Source organism: Paenibacillus sp. PvR133, assembly GCF_017833155.1.
Taxonomy (GTDB): Bacteria; Bacillota; Bacilli; order Paenibacillales; family Paenibacillaceae; genus Paenibacillus; species Paenibacillus polymyxa_B.
The window spans coordinates 2,570,965-2,587,136 of record NZ_JAFIBS010000001.1 but is presented as its reverse complement, the minus strand read 5'-3'; the positions used below and the strand labels follow the sequence as shown (position 1 = coordinate 2,587,136).

Annotated in this window: 19 protein-coding genes; 4 read left to right on the top strand and 15 right to left on the bottom strand. The window is 48.5% G+C overall.

Annotated elements, in window-relative coordinates:
- Nucleotide 1 precedes the first annotated feature (1 nt).
- The 14 genes from JOE49_RS11470 to JOE49_RS11410 form a co-directional block, all read right to left on the bottom strand.
- A complete protein-coding gene (locus JOE49_RS11470) occupies nt 2–676 on the bottom strand; it encodes a YmfQ family protein (protein ID WP_209941209.1) in 675 nt (224 codons plus the stop codon).
- On the bottom strand, nt 669–1,820 hold the full coding sequence (locus tag JOE49_RS11465; protein WP_209941207.1) for a baseplate J/gp47 family protein: 1,152 nt from the start codon (nt 1,818–1,820) through the stop codon (nt 669–671). The genes JOE49_RS11470 and JOE49_RS11465 overlap by 8 nt, the downstream gene beginning before the upstream one ends.
- Nucleotides 1,820–2,290: a DUF2634 domain-containing protein gene (locus tag JOE49_RS11460; RefSeq protein ID WP_209941206.1), complete on the bottom strand. Its 471-nt coding sequence runs from the start codon at nt 2,288–2,290 to the stop codon at nt 1,820–1,822. The genes JOE49_RS11465 and JOE49_RS11460 overlap by 1 nt, the downstream gene beginning before the upstream one ends.
- Nucleotides 2,277–2,684 carry a hypothetical protein gene (locus tag JOE49_RS11455; protein ID WP_023987380.1) on the bottom strand — a complete coding sequence of 136 codons (408 nt, stop codon included), beginning with the start codon at nt 2,682–2,684 and terminating at the stop codon, nt 2,277–2,279. Before JOE49_RS11455 ends, JOE49_RS11460 begins: the two co-directional genes overlap by 14 nt.
- A complete protein-coding gene (locus JOE49_RS11450) occupies nt 2,677–3,654 on the bottom strand; it encodes an XkdQ/YqbQ family protein (protein ID WP_053324821.1) in 978 nt (325 codons plus the stop codon). Before JOE49_RS11450 ends, JOE49_RS11455 begins: the two co-directional genes overlap by 8 nt.
- On the bottom strand, nt 3,651–4,295 hold the full coding sequence (locus tag JOE49_RS11445; protein WP_013309124.1) for a LysM peptidoglycan-binding domain-containing protein: 645 nt from the start codon (nt 4,293–4,295) through the stop codon (nt 3,651–3,653). Before JOE49_RS11445 ends, JOE49_RS11450 begins: the two co-directional genes overlap by 4 nt.
- Before the next feature lie 36 nt (nt 4,296–4,331).
- Nucleotides 4,332–6,125 (bottom strand): hypothetical protein, encoded by a 1,794-nt coding sequence (locus tag JOE49_RS11440; RefSeq protein ID WP_209941204.1) that lies wholly within the window; start codon nt 6,123–6,125, stop codon nt 4,332–4,334.
- A 176-nt stretch (nt 6,126–6,301) separates the two neighbouring features.
- Nucleotides 6,302–6,736 carry a phage tail assembly chaperone gene (locus tag JOE49_RS11435; protein ID WP_209941203.1) on the bottom strand — a complete coding sequence of 145 codons (435 nt, stop codon included), beginning with the start codon at nt 6,734–6,736 and terminating at the stop codon, nt 6,302–6,304.
- Between the two features lie 76 nt (nt 6,737–6,812).
- Nucleotides 6,813–7,220: a phage tail tube protein gene (locus JOE49_RS11430; RefSeq protein WP_013309122.1), complete on the bottom strand. Its 408-nt coding sequence runs from the start codon at nt 7,218–7,220 to the stop codon at nt 6,813–6,815.
- Between the two features lie 122 nt (nt 7,221–7,342).
- On the bottom strand, nt 7,343–8,809 hold the full coding sequence (locus tag JOE49_RS11425; RefSeq protein ID WP_023987375.1) for a phage tail sheath family protein: 1,467 nt from the start codon (nt 8,807–8,809) through the stop codon (nt 7,343–7,345).
- 2 nt (nt 8,810–8,811) lie between these two features.
- On the bottom strand, nt 8,812–9,030 hold the full coding sequence (locus tag JOE49_RS11420) for a YqzN/YkzM domain-containing protein (protein ID WP_028543149.1): 219 nt from the start codon (nt 9,028–9,030) through the stop codon (nt 8,812–8,814).
- 10 nt (nt 9,031–9,040) lie between these two features.
- Nucleotides 9,041–9,901: a hypothetical protein gene (locus tag JOE49_RS11415; protein WP_209941202.1), complete on the bottom strand. Its 861-nt coding sequence runs from the start codon at nt 9,899–9,901 to the stop codon at nt 9,041–9,043.
- Complete coding sequence (locus tag JOE49_RS26670) at nt 9,898–10,032, bottom strand: hypothetical protein (protein WP_023987373.1); 135 nt, start codon at nt 10,030–10,032, stop codon at nt 9,898–9,900. The genes JOE49_RS11415 and JOE49_RS26670 overlap by 4 nt, the downstream gene beginning before the upstream one ends.
- A 339-nt stretch (nt 10,033–10,371) precedes the next feature.
- Nucleotides 10,372–10,848, bottom strand: a complete 477-nt coding sequence (locus tag JOE49_RS11410) for an ArpU family phage packaging/lysis transcriptional regulator (protein WP_209941201.1) — start codon at nt 10,846–10,848, stop codon at nt 10,372–10,374.
- A 331-nt stretch (nt 10,849–11,179) separates the two neighbouring features.
- Between JOE49_RS11410 and JOE49_RS11405 the strand changes: the two genes are divergently transcribed.
- From JOE49_RS11405 to JOE49_RS11390, 4 genes are all read left to right on the top strand, one after another.
- A complete protein-coding gene (locus JOE49_RS11405) occupies nt 11,180–11,653 on the top strand; it encodes a helix-turn-helix domain-containing protein (RefSeq protein WP_028543151.1) in 474 nt (157 codons plus the stop codon).
- An 11-nt stretch (nt 11,654–11,664) separates the two neighbouring features.
- The gene (locus JOE49_RS11400; RefSeq protein ID WP_029516155.1) at nt 11,665–12,090 is read left to right on the top strand and encodes an ImmA/IrrE family metallo-endopeptidase; all 426 of its coding nucleotides are present in this window, start codon (nt 11,665–11,667) and stop codon (nt 12,088–12,090) included.
- A 194-nt stretch (nt 12,091–12,284) separates the two neighbouring features.
- Entirely contained in the window at nt 12,285–14,186 is a 1,902-nt protein-coding gene (locus JOE49_RS11395) for a 5'-nucleotidase C-terminal domain-containing protein (protein ID WP_209941200.1), read from the top strand.
- Nucleotides 14,187–14,429: 243 nt separating this feature from the next.
- Nucleotides 14,430–15,101, top strand: coding sequence for a 3'-5' exonuclease (locus tag JOE49_RS11390; protein WP_023987369.1), 672 nt, complete (start codon nt 14,430–14,432; stop codon nt 15,099–15,101).
- Between the two features lie 40 nt (nt 15,102–15,141).
- Here the strand turns inward: JOE49_RS11390 and JOE49_RS11385 are convergent, their stop codons facing one another.
- Complete coding sequence (locus JOE49_RS11385) at nt 15,142–16,125, bottom strand: helix-turn-helix transcriptional regulator (RefSeq protein WP_023987368.1); 984 nt, start codon at nt 16,123–16,125, stop codon at nt 15,142–15,144.
- Nucleotides 16,126–16,172: the final 47 nt, after the last annotated feature.

Sequence of the window (16,172 nt, the reverse complement as noted above, 5' to 3'; positions counted from 1 at the left end):
GTTATGCGCCACCTCCTAAATATCTATCCTGTGTTGTATGTTCATTTTCATAGAGGGTCATAGACTCAACTTCAGCAATGGTCAGGTAGCGTAATTTGTACTCCACTGCCATATGAGCGGGCTTGATCTCCTCAATGGCTGCTTTAAGATCCTCCACGTTGGGCGGAATCCCGATGGTATCCATAAATTTGACGGTAAATCCCCATTCGGCGGGATGAAAGATAACATCTACAGTGCCTCCGTCATACGCCTCCGCTACATTTTTGACAAGCCGGCCGGAAAAAGTTCCTGCCCCTCGCAGCTTCGATTCCACCACCGCACGCCGTTGGTCTAATGGCTTCGCCAGGTCGGTTTCGATACCCAGCTCCATTTCCCAGCGTTCCAACCCCCACGTGGCGGTACGTACGAAAAACTGTCCCACCGTTGCATCCATTGCAAGATACAAGGCGTCCAATTCACTTCCTTTAGCATCCATATCGGAACGCATCACACGTGAGGTTTCATAATAGGCAGGCAAATAGGAAAGCAGCTCGCGTCCCCGCTCGCTGCTCATTTGACCCAATGTATCTCCCGCTATAGTTACCCGGTTGACAAAAGTGCCACTACGATTTGCACGTTTTCCCTGGTCTGGGTTATTCAATATATCTTCAAAACTGTTCGTTCCATAGTTACTCACTGACGCTCACCGTCCCCAGCACTGCCACCTGACCTGATCCAATCTCAATATTCTGATTGCTCTGTCCATTGATTTTCAGTTCAGAGAAATCAATAATGATCGGAATATCCAGCAGCACAGCAGAAATCCGGGTGTACCGTACCAATGGGTCTTCCTTGTAAAAAGCAAGCTGCTTCAAATACGTCCGCACACCGCTCTCGATCAGCTTTTTGATTTCATCCAGTGTGGACGGCTTCTCTTTGGTACGTTGTACCTTGACCGAAATGTTAATCTCCACTTCTACCGCTGGCATAACCGTCACCACAGGGCCCGCTGGTGCCAGCCCTTCGCCTTGTCCATCCTGCGTCGGATCGATGTACTTTTGCACCGCAGCCACGATATCCGGGCTGGCTGCTCGTTTGTCCGTATCCAGCACGTATAATCCTACGGTTCCCGGCCCTTTCCAGAGCGGAACAACTTCCACGCCACCCACACCAGCAATCTCATTCGCCCACTGGGTATACTGCGCCTTGTTGCCGCTGGTGCCCTGGTTCCGCACCTTGGCATAAAAACGCTCCAGCAACAGCTGGTCGCTTTCAACGTCTGTGCCGCTTTTGGTCTCCTCCCTATTGATCACAGAGGCAACCCCGCTAACCGGGGTTGCCATCACTTGGATGACACCCGCAGGCACATTGCCGCTGCGCCCGGGATTGACCGCCCGAATAGTCGCTTCCCCGGCACCTTGTTCATCCAGCGTAACCGATGCCGTGGTCGCATATTCAATAGAAGCTTCCCCGGATACATCATCTGCCGGGGTCGCCACCAACGTTCCCGCCGGGACGGTCGTTCCCGCTGTGCCCGTAAACGTGACCATACCTGAGGCAGCAACCGCTTCTCGCCGTGTCACCCCATGCTCTGCTGTCCGCAAATCCAGCTCTGGCGAGCGAAAATCCGGGTTGTCGCTGGCTGCTGTGCTGGCAAAGCCACGTCGCAGTAGCTCCTGCGCCCAGATTGCCGCTTCGGATAGCATAAACGCTACCGGCGCCTGTGCATCCCAAATAAAAGAGCCCTCGGACTTATCCATGTCCGAAGGCACTTTTTCCAGCATCCGATTTAAAATTTCCTCTTCCGTCTGGTCTACCAAATATTCCGGCAAGTCTGCCATTAGATCACCACACTTTCCACAATTTCTGTTTCATCTCGCACGTTCGTAATCTGGCAGCTAAAATGGCACGCTTCACCTTCCCAGCGAAACGTGAACTGATCCACACTAGCCGTACGTGCATCTGCTAGTAATGCCTCCGTGACCATGCGTTTAATTTCGCTTTCTTGCACACCGTGCCCATAGCTGCTGCCAATTAGCTCATCCAGCTCACTCCCATAGTCAGGTGAATAGATCACATGCCGGTAGCGAGGAGTGCGAATCGCTTTTTCACACCACTGTACCCAGGCTTCTTTCTCGCCTGTAGTCACGATTTTACGGCTAGGGCTCATAACAAACTCACCAGCTTCAAAATCAAACCGCCAGCTTCGACCAAATACTGCACGGTTATCCTCCAGTACATCCGGGTTGGTCATATCCGTGTCTGTCCAGATCATATCATCCGTTTCGGGAAACAAATTAGCCACGTCCATTCACCACCTTGCATACGACTACCACATCATTGCCGCTATTCACCCGAACCGCCAGTACACGATCTCCGGGCTTGAGTCCTTCGTTCAAACTGAGATTCACATCCTCCAGCTCGTCTTCCCCGATATAAAAGGAAGTTTTCAGCTCTTTGCCTTCCCAATTTTCCGATTCCACTGCGGTTGAGGTGCCTTTATACATATGGCGTGGTACAGATAGCAGTCCCGGCAACTCCGCGACCAGATAATCCTGAAGCTCATGTTTAAAATCGTCCAGCTTGAGTCCCGTGGAGGTAATCGTGCCTAATACCGCGCCCACTCCACTCAGCGCTTGCTTGGTATGCTTATGAAATGAAGATTGCAGCGCAGTAGCCAAATGCCCATAGGGGTCCTTATTCAAGGTAAAACCTCCTTTTTACATCGTCATACGTTCCGAGCTCCAGCGACATACTGCCGGGGTTACCTAATTCCCTGCTCACCGAAATGACCAATAACTTTATGGAGCCTAACATTACCGCGTCTCCTGCTCGAATCGTGTTCATATCCGGTGCATTTACCGATATCGTTTGTTGTATGCCTCTCAGCTTACTTTTGGCCAACTCACGTGCTGCTGCACCAGACTTGACCTCGTCATCCTGCACGATCACCTGAAGTGTCCCATATTTGGCAATGTCCTTCTCCTCAAGCGCCATCACCTTGGATGGTACCTCATTGCCTGATTCACTAGCAGCCGTAGCCAGTACCTTCACTCTTGTGGCCGCACCTTCCAGCGTACGGGACTGTGTCGTATCAGTCACTCTCTCCAAAACATACACATCTTTGTTCGTTCCCAGCTCGTACAGCTCCAGCCCGGAAGAAATCATCCGTGGATGATACAGCTTCCCCCCCGCCTTTGCCGTTTCGCGCAGATCTCCCAGCATCATAGAATAGATGGATTGTGTGCGGTATACGGCGCGTCCCAGCGTTTTTTTCGTATCTGGCAATGAAGCGATTTTCAGCTTCCAGTCCCTAGCATACTTCTGAAAACGCTGAGTAGCCGTCTGCTTAGCAGGGAGTAAATATTCATCCTCGGACTTGTCTAAATACACTGTACGGTCATATAACGTCAACGTCATACGTTTGAGCCCGTTGTTAGAGGTTTCTACTTCCCAGATCACTGCTGGAGACAGCAAGGGGACATAATCCTTTTTGCCATAAGGAATTCCGCTAACCCGAATGGACATCCCAGGGGAAATGGCGGGCATATCCGGAGTAACGACCAGATTGACCGTGCCCTGATAGGCGATTTGCTCCAGCGAATCCCTCAAATTAATGTTCTCCACGAGAGGAGATAAATCATATTTATCCTGTAAAATGACTTTGTAGCTCATGATAACACCAGCTTTTGACCCGGTTTAATTGCATTCGGATTTTGTCCAATGACCTTTTTATTAAGCTGATAAATACGACTCCATTGCGAACTGTCCCCCAACTCCAGCTTGGCAATTTTGGACAAGGAATCACCCGACTTAACCGTATATGTTTTTTTCTTTTCTTTCATATCTGTGCGAGGTTTTTTGTTGACCGCAGCCGTCTTACTTCCCGTGACGCCAGCTTTTTTGGCAACTTTCATATCACTCCAGGTCCGCAGTGACAGATCAAAATTCACATCCCCATACTCGCCGCCGCGAAAGGTGGAATTATGGGATGCCACAATTACTGGCACATTCACGGCTGTCTCCGTGATGATAAAACGCAGCGGGTTTTTAGATAACAAAAAGCCATTCAACGTGTTCATGGCCTCCTGCGGATCAGGGATATCTTCATATGTGCAATACGCTGGATTGTATTCTTTCGGAAAAAAAGAAGAGAAGGAGATTTCCTTCACCTTCTCCCCTTGTGGGAAGTCAAACTCCCCATAGGATAAAATTGTCGTTGTATCAAATCCCTTTTGCCGTGAGATCGTCACTTCCTCAGGGTTTACTGGAAACTGAAACTTTTTCCCCTTACCATCCGTCAAACTAAATTCCATCTCTTTCCTCCTTCCCCATTGCTACCATCTACTCCATTACATAGCTCCAGCGCCTGCTGGCTTGGTATTCTGCGTTGCACGCAAAATTTCAGCTTTGAGACGGTAGCCAATTTGCGTAATAAGCCCATCCACATCCAGTTTGTTCTCATGTACAGTGACCTGTACAGCCCCCGCAGGAAGATTGAATTGGTTGGTGGTTTCCGTTTTAAAATCCTTCAAAAAGCCAGACAGTGTTCCCATTTGTTCAGGACTGATCTGTACTACTTGAGGAGTTGGATTACCATTACCTTTGCCTTTAGCTTTGGCTCCATTGTTTGCATGAGCCGCAGTATTCAGTAGTGGGTTTGGATTGACTCCCTGGTTAGCTATAGCCATCGGTCCGTAAGGATTAGGAACACCTTTTACGCCTGGTTGCGGAGGTACGTTTGCAACTGCACTAGCACTATAATTTATAGCCATAGGTGTTAAGGGCTCAAATGACTTACCTAAATTCGAATGAGGTGGGATTGCTGGTTTAGAGGTTGCTGGTTTAGGAGCTTCAGGTGGCTTAGCTGGCTCTTTCTTAGGTTCATCTTTTTTACCAAAAGAAAAGAAATCAGAAAAGCCTTTACCAAAATCTCCAGCCTTATCAGAAAGCCAGCCTGTAACCTGGGAAGCTTTTTCTCCAAGGAATTTACCAGCGGACTTCGCTTTGTCCATCATGGCTGGACCATAATCTGAGACTAATCCACCAATTTTCCCACCGACAAAGTCTCCCGCCATACCCCCAAGTGTAGAACCAACCACAGTACCAATACCCGGAAGCAAAAATGAACCGATAGCTCCGCCTAATGCAGAACCAGCAGTCCCACCAACTGTGGAACCGATAGCTTCTGCACGTTCTTTACCAGAGGTAGCCTTCGCGATGTTCACAATATCCATTCCATAGCTTAAAGGTCCCAACAGTTTTTTCGCTCCACCTTTTAAAAAGTTCTTAAATAAGCCTGATCCAGCTTCCTCAGCTGCACCTGCAACACTACTTGGTCTGATAATACTTGAGGCTGCATCTGCCGCAGCACTCGAACTTGCAGCGCTAGGCACCACACCAGCGGCTTCACTCGGATTTATCATCCCCAAGCTTTTAGCCTGATCAAACAATCCCTGTCCGCCTTCAATTAAATCTGAAGACCCTCCAAATTTTTCTAAAAACTCACCCCCAGATTTCCCTACATTTAATGCTTTACTAGCAAAATCTTTAAACTTCTCTCTTCGGTTAGCTCCCTGGAGCGGTCCCTTTAAAATACCAAAATCAGTTTTAAATTTTTTAAATGCTTCAGGAGCTTCAGATATGCTTTTTACCCCTTCACCAACTTTTTTTACATTACCAAGAAAATCCTTTACCTGAGTTAATGCGTCCTTAGGCTCTTCTTTTTTCTCTGCAGCTGGTGTCACAGATCCCAACTTAGTACCTAAATCAACAATTGCTGCTGTATTGGCATTTACAGCTATAGTATTCAATTGCACCGCCGTGCTTAGCAAAACGATACTCGGATTGTTATCAGTCTTCGGGGAGCCTGAGCCAGATTGGGAGTTTACCTTCACATTTACATTCCCCGAGGCGTTAATAATCTGGGATTTGACCCGGTTAATCTTGTTCAACAGATTATCAAGCCCTTTGGAGGCCATATCGTTCAGTACAATTTCCGGGGCCATGCGAGTGCGGCCGATTTTCAACACACGTCCTTGAATCCGCTCAAAATAGCGTTCCATTGCGCGCAATTCTCTGTTCGCCTTAATGACGTTTTTAGGATCAATCACAAGGTTCATGCGGTAATTTAATGCTTCTGCCATCTATCATGTTCACCTCCTTGTTTATGCTTTTGAAGCTGCTATGCTATCCATTTCCTGTTCGGCAAACGCCAGCAGCAGCATGCGCTCACCGCGGGGAAGCCGCCAAAAGTCTCCGGGGCGGAGGTGGTGCCGGACCCACAAGTGGTACAGCATCGTCGTCATTCCCCCGGAGCTGATTAGTTTTTTAGATCAGCAATCTCAACACCAAAACCGGACAGTTCCAGCACCTTATCCCCTACTGCATCCAGTTCACCCGCCAGCAGCATACGGCGGACAGACTGTTCGCCACCGGACAGCTTCAAGCGGCTTGTAATCCGGGGATCGCCCCAACCGTTAAGGGACAGGCCCTTCACTTCCAACTTTCCAGTAGCTTCCGAAATCAACAAGGCGTTGAACGTTTCAGTATCTACCTTCTCATCCACTGCACCTTTCACAGTCCGTCGAATCGTGCAGCGTTCACGAATGCTGTCCACCTTACTGGAGGTCAGGCCGTGCAGCACAATTTTCATGTCGAGGCGCTTGATGCGGACCGTTTCCTCAGGTAGTTTTTCAGCAGCTTCAAACAGGCTGTCCAAAATTTGTTCTTCTGTCATAATCTCATTCAAGCTCATAAGTCATTCTCCCTTATTGTTTATTTGTATTTGGGGAACGGAACGTCTCACAGCATCCCATCCCCCGTTTTCCAATTTAGTTTGCTACAATCGGATCAAGCAGCTCATAACCTTCAAAGGTGAAGGTCGTTTCTTCCTGTACTTCTTCTCCTGCTGTCCAGTTGGCCAGTTGGATTTTGTCAGCAGTGCAACGAATGAGACGAATACTTTCATGTCCGAAGGCTTCTGGATCATCCAATTTAGTAATAATCTCAAAACGGTTAAAACCGCGACGAATCATATCGGATGTGACCTTGTAGCCACTCATTGTTCCCGTTCCCTTTTTGATACCGCGCTTGTGCACCTTCCACTCATTGCCCACGAGATTCAGCTCGCGTTTTTCCATTTCCACGCTGGCTTCCAGCTTGTTGATATTCGTCTGCCACACCCCGTCCACATGCGCCTGACCATACGTACCTAAAATGACTCTTGAAGCATCCAACATTTCTTTTTCCTCCTCAAAATGATTCATAATATAGTTCGGGATTTCACAAAATCCTCGTTGTTAACAAGCTACACCATTTCTGCTGATTGCCTGCGAATTGCTTATACACGTAAAATGCTTATTTATTGCACGTAAAATGTGCCGAACAGTTGTTCCATCACGTCGGTGAGCTTCACGTTCCATTGCAGGAACACTTGATCCGGCTCCGGTTTGATAACTGGCGCATCTCCGTAGTAAGCTGGGTCGAGAATGACATCGTAGCCGTCTGCTTCGATGACGTTGCTCAGCGACAGCTGTGCCAGGTATTCTTTGATCGCACCGATAAGCGCCAGACGACCTTCCACCGTGTTGTTGATTTTGCCAATGTAAGTCTCTTCGGCTGCACGCTGCAAGTCAGCATTAATAGCATCCATGACACGGATGGAACGAATTTTCTTCCATGCATTGTTTTGTCCAGCAGCCGGGTTCACCAAGCTGTTGATGCCACGCAGCGCTTTGACCTGACGACCATCGAAGAACAATAGGAAGACACCATTACGGACTGCCTGCTCCTGCTCGGAACGTGTCCAGCGACGGGTCACATCCTCAAAAGGCGTAACCGCATACGTCGCCGATTGATTCAGACGTTGGCCTGCGATCAGCCCGGCTACATAAGCAGCCGTTTGGGCGGAACTGTAGTCCGTACCTGCCAGACGTACACCTGTACCGACGTTCACGATGCCTTCGTGGTTCAGCGCCAGGGAACGTGCAGAGGCCAAGCTGACGGCTGTTTTGGACACATCATCTGCCGCAGAACCGCCGAATACAGCGATAACGCCTTTACCTTCGTTGCGAACACGCTTGATCCAGGCAGCAAAGCTTTGCAGCAATGCCAGATCAGCTGCATAATCCAGGGCCAAGACATTAAATTCCTGTCCTTCAAGTGCCTCCTGCATCGCGATGTAATCGGCATTAACCAGCTTGCTATTGCCGCTGTTGCCGCCAGTGAGGTGTACGCCGCTGACATCCACCGGAATGCCGCCGTCGCCAACAACCTCGGCCTTCACCCATACGTTTTCGCTGTTCTCGTTCATGGCCTTGGCAATAGAGGCTGCTGTACCGTCACTGCCTTTGTACGTGCCGAGTAGCTTGGTTCCTTCATAGAGGCGCACCTCACGAGCTTGCTCATCGCCCAAAGTTGGCTGTACAGTTACAGCGAAACCATTACCACGGCTACCTGTGTACAAAGCCTTCAGGCGCAGCACATCCGCCGGGGTCGCACCGCCGCTTTTCAGCGTCACAGATGCTTCAGCAGCTGTATCATCTGCCAAACGGTAGGCTAGAAGCTTTTTCGGACCGCCCAGCAAAGCCAGATACAGCGTCGAATACGCGGTCGCACCGTCCAGACTGTCACCGGAAAAGATTTGGCTGATTGCCGTTTCACTGCCGATCTCTACAAACTCACGTACAGGGCCCCAATTCGCCTTAACGGGTACAACGACCGTACCACGTGACCCACCTTGAATTGCTGAAGCTGCTGCTGCCTGAAAATTCATATACAAACCCGGCAATACCGGTTTATTCGTGTTTTCCCATGTTCCGCCTGCCATAATTAGTCCACCTTCGCTTTCATAAATTGTTCGATTTTAGTGTGTGCTTCTGCTACCGTAAACAGCTTGTCCTGTGTGCCAAAAAAGGCGCCTGCCAGCACTTCTTCTTTCACGGAAAACAATTGTTCTGCGTGCTCCTTTAGCTCCTCCAGTGTATAGCGAGGGCCACTTGCTTCCTGCCCGGAATGTACCGGGGCCTTCTCATGGTTTTCCAAGGTCACTCGGACCACCTCATTTCAAAATAGGATGAATTTCCACTCTGCGAATCAACGCTGCTTCCTCAGCTGGGCGCATACGCCGCTGTACCAGCATCAGCCGAAGCTGACCGTCTAAAATGGCATCTGCCTGCAAATCAGCTGAAGCTTCAGCTGTAGACATATAACGGCCCTTGTCCTGATCCAGAGGAAGCTGGATTTGAGCGGCAAAGCCCTCGATCAGTGCGGAAGCTGCGCGGTTTTCTTCAGTGGTGTCTGGGGCGGTAATATGCCCGATGAACCGTTTGCGCAGCTCATACATGGAGGCTCCCGCCATCCTAGTTTCGCAGCCGCTCATCCGCCACAGTACCGCGTGCCGTCCCGGCTGTGCGGGCCAAGCGTCGGCGTATATCGACCACGTTTCGCCCAGTTGCTTCTGCGTCCAGCGGACCAGCGCGGCCAGCCACTCTTCCGGCTGTGTAGCACCGTTTGCTGGAACGGCCGAATCACCTTCCGTCTCAGGCACATACACGCCAAAACGCAGCGTTCTATAGGCCTTGCCCGTAACAGTGTCCAGCTTTTCTGCATCCCGCACACCCAAATAGTGCGCGGTAAAAGCCGATGTGTCCTCACCTGCACCTGTCACTGGTTCCCGGTGCAGCCCGGCAATCAGGGCATTCGCCCATACATCAGCCTGCGCCAGCCCGGCTTGTCCTGCGTACAGTTTGATGCGAACAACCTGCCGATAGCCGGCCCAGGAAGACTTCCAAATTTCCTCGCCCAGCGCCATAACAGCATACGGCTCCTCTGCCGTCTGCGACGGTGGCTGAACATCGTATACACGCCCTTGCAGCGCTGGAATAATTTCAATGAGCTTTTGCTTAAAGGCTTGTCTCATCCTGCGGCATGCCACCTTTGCGTACCCTGCGTTCGCATGTTGTGGCTATTCAGCCAGGCTTTCTTCCACTTCCGTGTTCTCATCCGGCGCAGCCTCGTACTCATGCATTGCAGCATCCCTTGCTTAGGCAACACGACTCCTCCTTTCTATTCAACGAATTCCCGGGAACCGACAGAGACGATCACCGCATGAAAAAACCGGCCCTAATGGCCGGCTAACGTTTGACTGTGTGTGTCTTCGGTATGTCCTCTTGTCTTGATTCCCGATGATATAATCTTACACCCTAATAACGAATGCGTTGCCGGGGAAATGGACGATAAAAGCAGAGACTAGGGATGATGTTGGGAGGTTTTTAGAGAACATATGTTCCTATTATAAAAAAAGGCCTTGATCCCTGTTATTACAGGAAATCAAAGCCTTTTAGGAAACCATTTTAAAATAGAAATGAGAACAAGTGGATAATTATTACATTAACCCAGTTTTCGATCCGCGCCCTTCTGCAAGCCTGCCAAATTTAAAACGCCTTGGTCCGCCAGTGCAAGCGCCATTTTGTAAAAAGCACGCGTACGAAGCTTCGTGTACGTATCCTTGCTGACCGGAGGGTCCAGTACGTAATTGTAAACCTTGTAATCAAACACATCGTCATCCTTTAAATAACGTTCACGGATGAGCAGCTGTTCGCGTTCATTCAAGCGACTCACTACGGCATCCACCATATCGCAGTAGGCCAAGCGGGCGGCAGGAGCATCTACATTATATACGGCTGTCCGAGCCGTTGGATCGCTTGTCACATTCGTTGGGCCGTTCGGGCGATCCGTATAGCCAGCCGTAATAAAGCTCTCCCGATCCATAAAAGTAATCGTTTTATAAATCCGGTATTTCTCAAACACACCCTCCAATGCATTCTGCGTTTTGCGACGGTCCAATTCGGGTAAGTTATTCCTCATGTAAAGCAACACTCCTTATCTTATGCCTTTTGACAATGATGTATTTTTAAATGAGGATTTTGCACTTCGGAGCAACTAGAATCGAATTTTGCAAAATCCTGAAATAGAAAAACGTTCGTGTTTACATTGTGTTCCCCTTTTGTTCGTATCTTGAGTATAACATAACATTATTTAGGATAGGTATCCATCGTCAAAAAAAGCAGTATAGCTCCAAAAACAGGATATTCGCTTTATTTCCCTATGCCTTTTGGCATATTACGTGCTTTTACTATTTACCTAATGGTATACTAAAACTAATATCTATGATTCTCTTGCAGAAAGGAGCCCCATCGTGGAACAGCCAGCATTCGGAACTTACTTAAAACAGCAGCGTGAACACAAACAATGGAGCATCAACCAGTTGGCAGATGCTGCAGGTATAAGCAATTCACAAATTTCCCGCATTGAAAATGGACTGCGCGGAATCCCCAAACCCTCCACTCTCCGCAAAATAGCGGACGCGCTTAGCGTATCCTATACCGAAATGATGAAGGCCGCCGGATATTGGGGAGATGATGATTCAATGGAGCAAAATCCACATGAACTTTATCGTTCTACTGTGCCGGAATGGGCAACCTCCAAAGACCGCCGGGATTTTAAAAAAATGCTGGAGGAAGACGACGAATTAATGTTCGATGGCATTCCGCTGGATGAAAAAGACCGTCAACGGATCAAGGACGTGCTGACAGGTCTGTTCTGGGAAGCCAAGCAGATGAACAAACATAAAAAGCCCAAAGAGCCCCAAGCGGGCAAAGATCAGGGATAGTAGGTGAGCGCATGAACGAACTCATTCACAAACTTGTCCGAAAATACCGTACCAACTGCCCCTTCGATATTGCGAAGGCTTTGGGTATCCATATCCGATACTGCGATCTAGGCCCCACAACCAAAGGGCTGTATTACCACAAGTTGCGTAGAAGATTTATCGTTATCCACAATGGCCTCACACCCGAATGGGAACGGTTCGTCTGTGCGCATGAATTGGGACATGACCGACTGCATAAAGGTATTAGCCGCTTTTTTATGGAGGAGCACTCCTACTTTTCCCCAGGAAAATTTGAACAACAGGCCAATCGGTTTGCCGTGCTTTTGCTGAGTGAGGGAAAACCGCCACTAGCTGACGAAACGTTGGATCACTATTTACCCCGGATCGGGCTGCCCAAAGAGACTGCCCTTTTTTTTGACCACAAAACAGAACGTTAGTTCTCATTACATGAGTTACTGTTTATTACTTCCTCTACAATATAGGTAACTAGACGGTGGATTTAACAACCGATATCTCAAAAAATTTTAGTGCTTTGATATAAAATAGAAGTTATTTTTACAATCATCTGATAAAATGTGGTCGTAAGCGGTTTCTCTAATTCATTCATTTTATGGGAGGTTGAAGGAACAACATGAACTCATGGAAAAAACTCTCGTCGATCCTGACGACTGCCGCGCTTCTACTTGGTTGTCTCGGTACAGCAGCAGCAGACCCAGCAACCAATGTGGGAACAGCGGGAACGGCAACGGCTCCAGTCAGCGGTAAACACATCACCATCCTACATACGAACGATACCCATGCCCACGTGGTCGCGAACGACAAGGAAATGGGATTCGCCAAGCTGGCGGGTATCATTGATCAGTATCGGGCTTCCAATCCCAATACACTGCTGCTAGATGACGGGGATACCGTTCATGGAACGACCTTCGCTACTTTGGTTAACGGCGAGAGCATTGTGAAAGTGATTAACAAGCTGCGTTATGATGCTATGGTTCCGGGTAACCACGAGTTTAATTATGGTTGGAAGCATCTTGTTGAGCTAAGTAAGGAGATTCAGTTCCCTGTGCTCAGCGCCAATATTAAACAAACAGACGGAACACGTTTGTTCAAACCCTATGTTATTAAAGAAGTGGACGGCGTTAAAATCGGTATTATCGGTTTGACTACGCCAGAAACAGCATATAAGACTAATCCCAAAAATGTTGAGGGTATTCAATTCACCGACCCTGCGGCTGAGGCCAAAGCGGCTGTTGATGAAATCCGCAGCAAAGTAGATGTCGTTGTTGTTCTTGGTCACCTGGGGCAGGATGCGTCTAGTAAGGACACCAGCCTTAAGGTAGTTAAGGAAGTGCCTGGCATTGATATTTTCATCGATGGACACAGCCATACCGTTCTGGAAAAAGGCTTGATTAGTGACAATGGTACATTGATCGCTAGCGCAGGTGAATACACCAAGTATCTGGGTGTTGTGGACTTATGGGTCGACGGCGGTAAGGTTACGCAAAAGCAAGCCAAGCTGATTGATTCGACTCAAGCAGTCGACGTTCAGCCCAACGCTGAAATTGCTGCATTGATCGCCTCCATTCAAAAGGACCAGGAACCTATTCTTAAAGAGGTTGTAACGCAAACAAGTGTGGATCTGGAAGGAGCACGCGAAAAGGTACGTGCAAGTGAAACCAATCTTGGCGACCTGCTCACCGATGCTATGCGTGATGTTTCGGGAGCAGACGTGGCTTTAACGAACGGTGGCGGCATCCGGGCTTCCATCAAGACGGGGACAGTAACCAAGGGAGACATCATCACTGTGCTGCCCTTCGGCAACCAGATCGTTACCCTGAAAGTGAAGGGCTCTGACATTCAGGCCGCACTGGAAAATGGTACAGCCTCCTATCCAGAGCCAAGCGGAGGTTTCCCACAGGTATCAGGTATCTCGTTCAAAATAGACACATCAGCAGCCAAAGGGAGCCGTGTTCATTCTATCCTGATCGGCGGAAAGACACTTGATCCTGAGGCAACATACACACTGGCCACCAATGATTTTACTGCCGTAGGTGGTGACCAATATACGATGTTCGCTAAATATCCACAGGCAGGTATGTTCGGCTCGCTTGACGAAGCGTTAATTCGCTACATGCAAAAGGTGGGCTCCGCTAGCCTGCAAGTACAAGCGGACGGTCGCATTCAAGAAGCCAAGGCTGATGGTAAAACTTCTGTCCCTGCCACACAAGCTGCGCCATCTGCTTCAACGGCAACACCCGCACCTGTGCAGGAAAAGCCGCAATCCGTACCTACACCGGCTGCGAAACCAGCACCCGCAAAACCGGCACCGGCAAAGTCTCAAACAGCCAAGCCACAGCAGACATCCGCTTCTGCACAAGTTACAAATAGCCATGTATATGTTGTGAAATCCGGGGATACGCTGTATGACATTTCCCGCAAACATGGTACCACCTGGCAACAGCTTCAGCAGTTGAATAAGTTGAAGAATCCTCACCGCATTTATCCGGGACAAAAGTTAGACCTCCCGGCCTAATTCAATAGCTAGCAAAAACAGCGTCCGGAATCCTAGTGGTTTCGGATGCTGCTGTATGTCAGGCGTTTTTAGATATGCGATAGTCCAAGCTCATTTGGACATCGCATATTTTTTTTAAAAGCAAACCTTTTAACCGCTGACAAGTTGTGAACCGAGAGGTATGATGGAGAAGAGTCATTCGGGCAGAGAACATTCGTCCCGATACCCATCGGGATCAGTTATATGTGTGGAAGGAGTCTAGAAATGCAATACATTATTTACGATCTTGAATTTACCGTTAGCCGTAACGCCAGATATTCCTCCGAAATCATTGATATCGGTGCCGTCAAAGTTGTTCAGGGAGACGATGGCCTATACGTTGCGGATACGTTTCACAGTTTTGTAAGACCCTCGAATCGGCCTGTACTCTCTACAGATACCGTTCAGTTCACGGGTATTACTCAACGAGACATTGATGCCGCCCCACTATTCCCTGAAGCTGTGAAGCAATTCATAGCCTGGCTCGGTACGGATTCCCCTTATTATTTATGCGCATGGGGCCCGGATGACCGTCAGAAGCTGGTATCCCATTGTCGTACCCATCATGTAGATCTCGGATGGATTCATAATACAAATGATATACAGAAGCAGATTTCCCGTCTGTTTAGCTCTAATGGAAAGTACCGTCAGTTGAGCCTGTCTCAGGCGCTGGAATTGTGCAACATTGACTTTGACGGTCAACAACACCGGGCACTGGATGATGCCGTGAACACCGCACAGGTTTTCATGTACCATTTTGATCGTATTACATTAGTTCATAATGCTGCTGACGATGAGGAAAGCCGCGGCTCGAAGCTCGTCTACTCCTCACCAGAAGAAGAACAGGAGCAGTACAGTCCTTTTGGCAATCTCGCCAACCTGTTTAAAGACCGTTAAACGGATAGCTCCCCGGCCCGTTCCGGGGGATCTCCCCCTGTTATTCTTGATTTCCTGCCTTTTTATCGAAATAGAATGCCCCCCAGGTCCGCAGCATTTCTTGCATTCGTTTGCGGTACCGTAAAGGCTCCAGGATCTCGGCCTCAGCTCCATAGGAAGTGAGCCAATCCAAAAATTCACGGTCATGATTGACCGTCACCTCAAACAACAAACTTCCATCCGGCAAATCCTTAAGAAAAGGCTTGATGAACAGCTCCTCTTCTTTGACCCGATATACAGACTCGGCAGAAAAACGTACCACAAACCGGATATTCTGATTTCCTTTGGTCACCGACCAGGTCCCTTTAAAAAACATTTCCATTTCAGTTGTATTTTTTTGAAACGTATACGGCAAAATTCTCATGTTCCGAAAGCGGCTGATCCGAAAGGTTCTCATAGCGGAGTGCTTGTGACAAAAACCAAGCATATAGAATCGCCGATCCTGCGGAACCAAACAATAAGGATCTACCTGAACTAGGGATACATTTTCATTTTGAGGCGAGCTGTATTCCGCTTCAATCGTCTGCTGCGTAAGACTCGCCAAAACAATCAGCCTGAGCAGATAGGGCTGGTTTTCCCGATCAAGTGTCGAGCCGAGCCGGATGATATTTTTCATTTCCTGCGCGAAGCTCGTCTGGTCCATCTTTTTTTTCTGACTAGAGGCCATCACTTTCTCATAAGCACTTTCAAAAGCTGGCGGTAAAAGAGGCTTTACCGTTTCCATAATCTCTCCCAGCTTGGTAAAAGCCTCTACCTCTTCTTCCGTCCAATTCAGAGGATACAAAGCAAAATTACTAATAAAAATGTACCCTTTTCCATGCCCCATATTCGTAATCGGAATATGCATAGCGCTTAACGCCTCCATATCCCGGTATATAGTACGTTCTGATGTTTCACAACGTTCGGCAAGCTCTCTTGCCAATATCCCCGGATTTGCCTGAACAATAGTAATAATCCGCATTAAACGTATCAACCGATCAGTCAAGGAAGTCTCTCCTTTACAAAAAGATAGTAAATTAGACTCACTATATT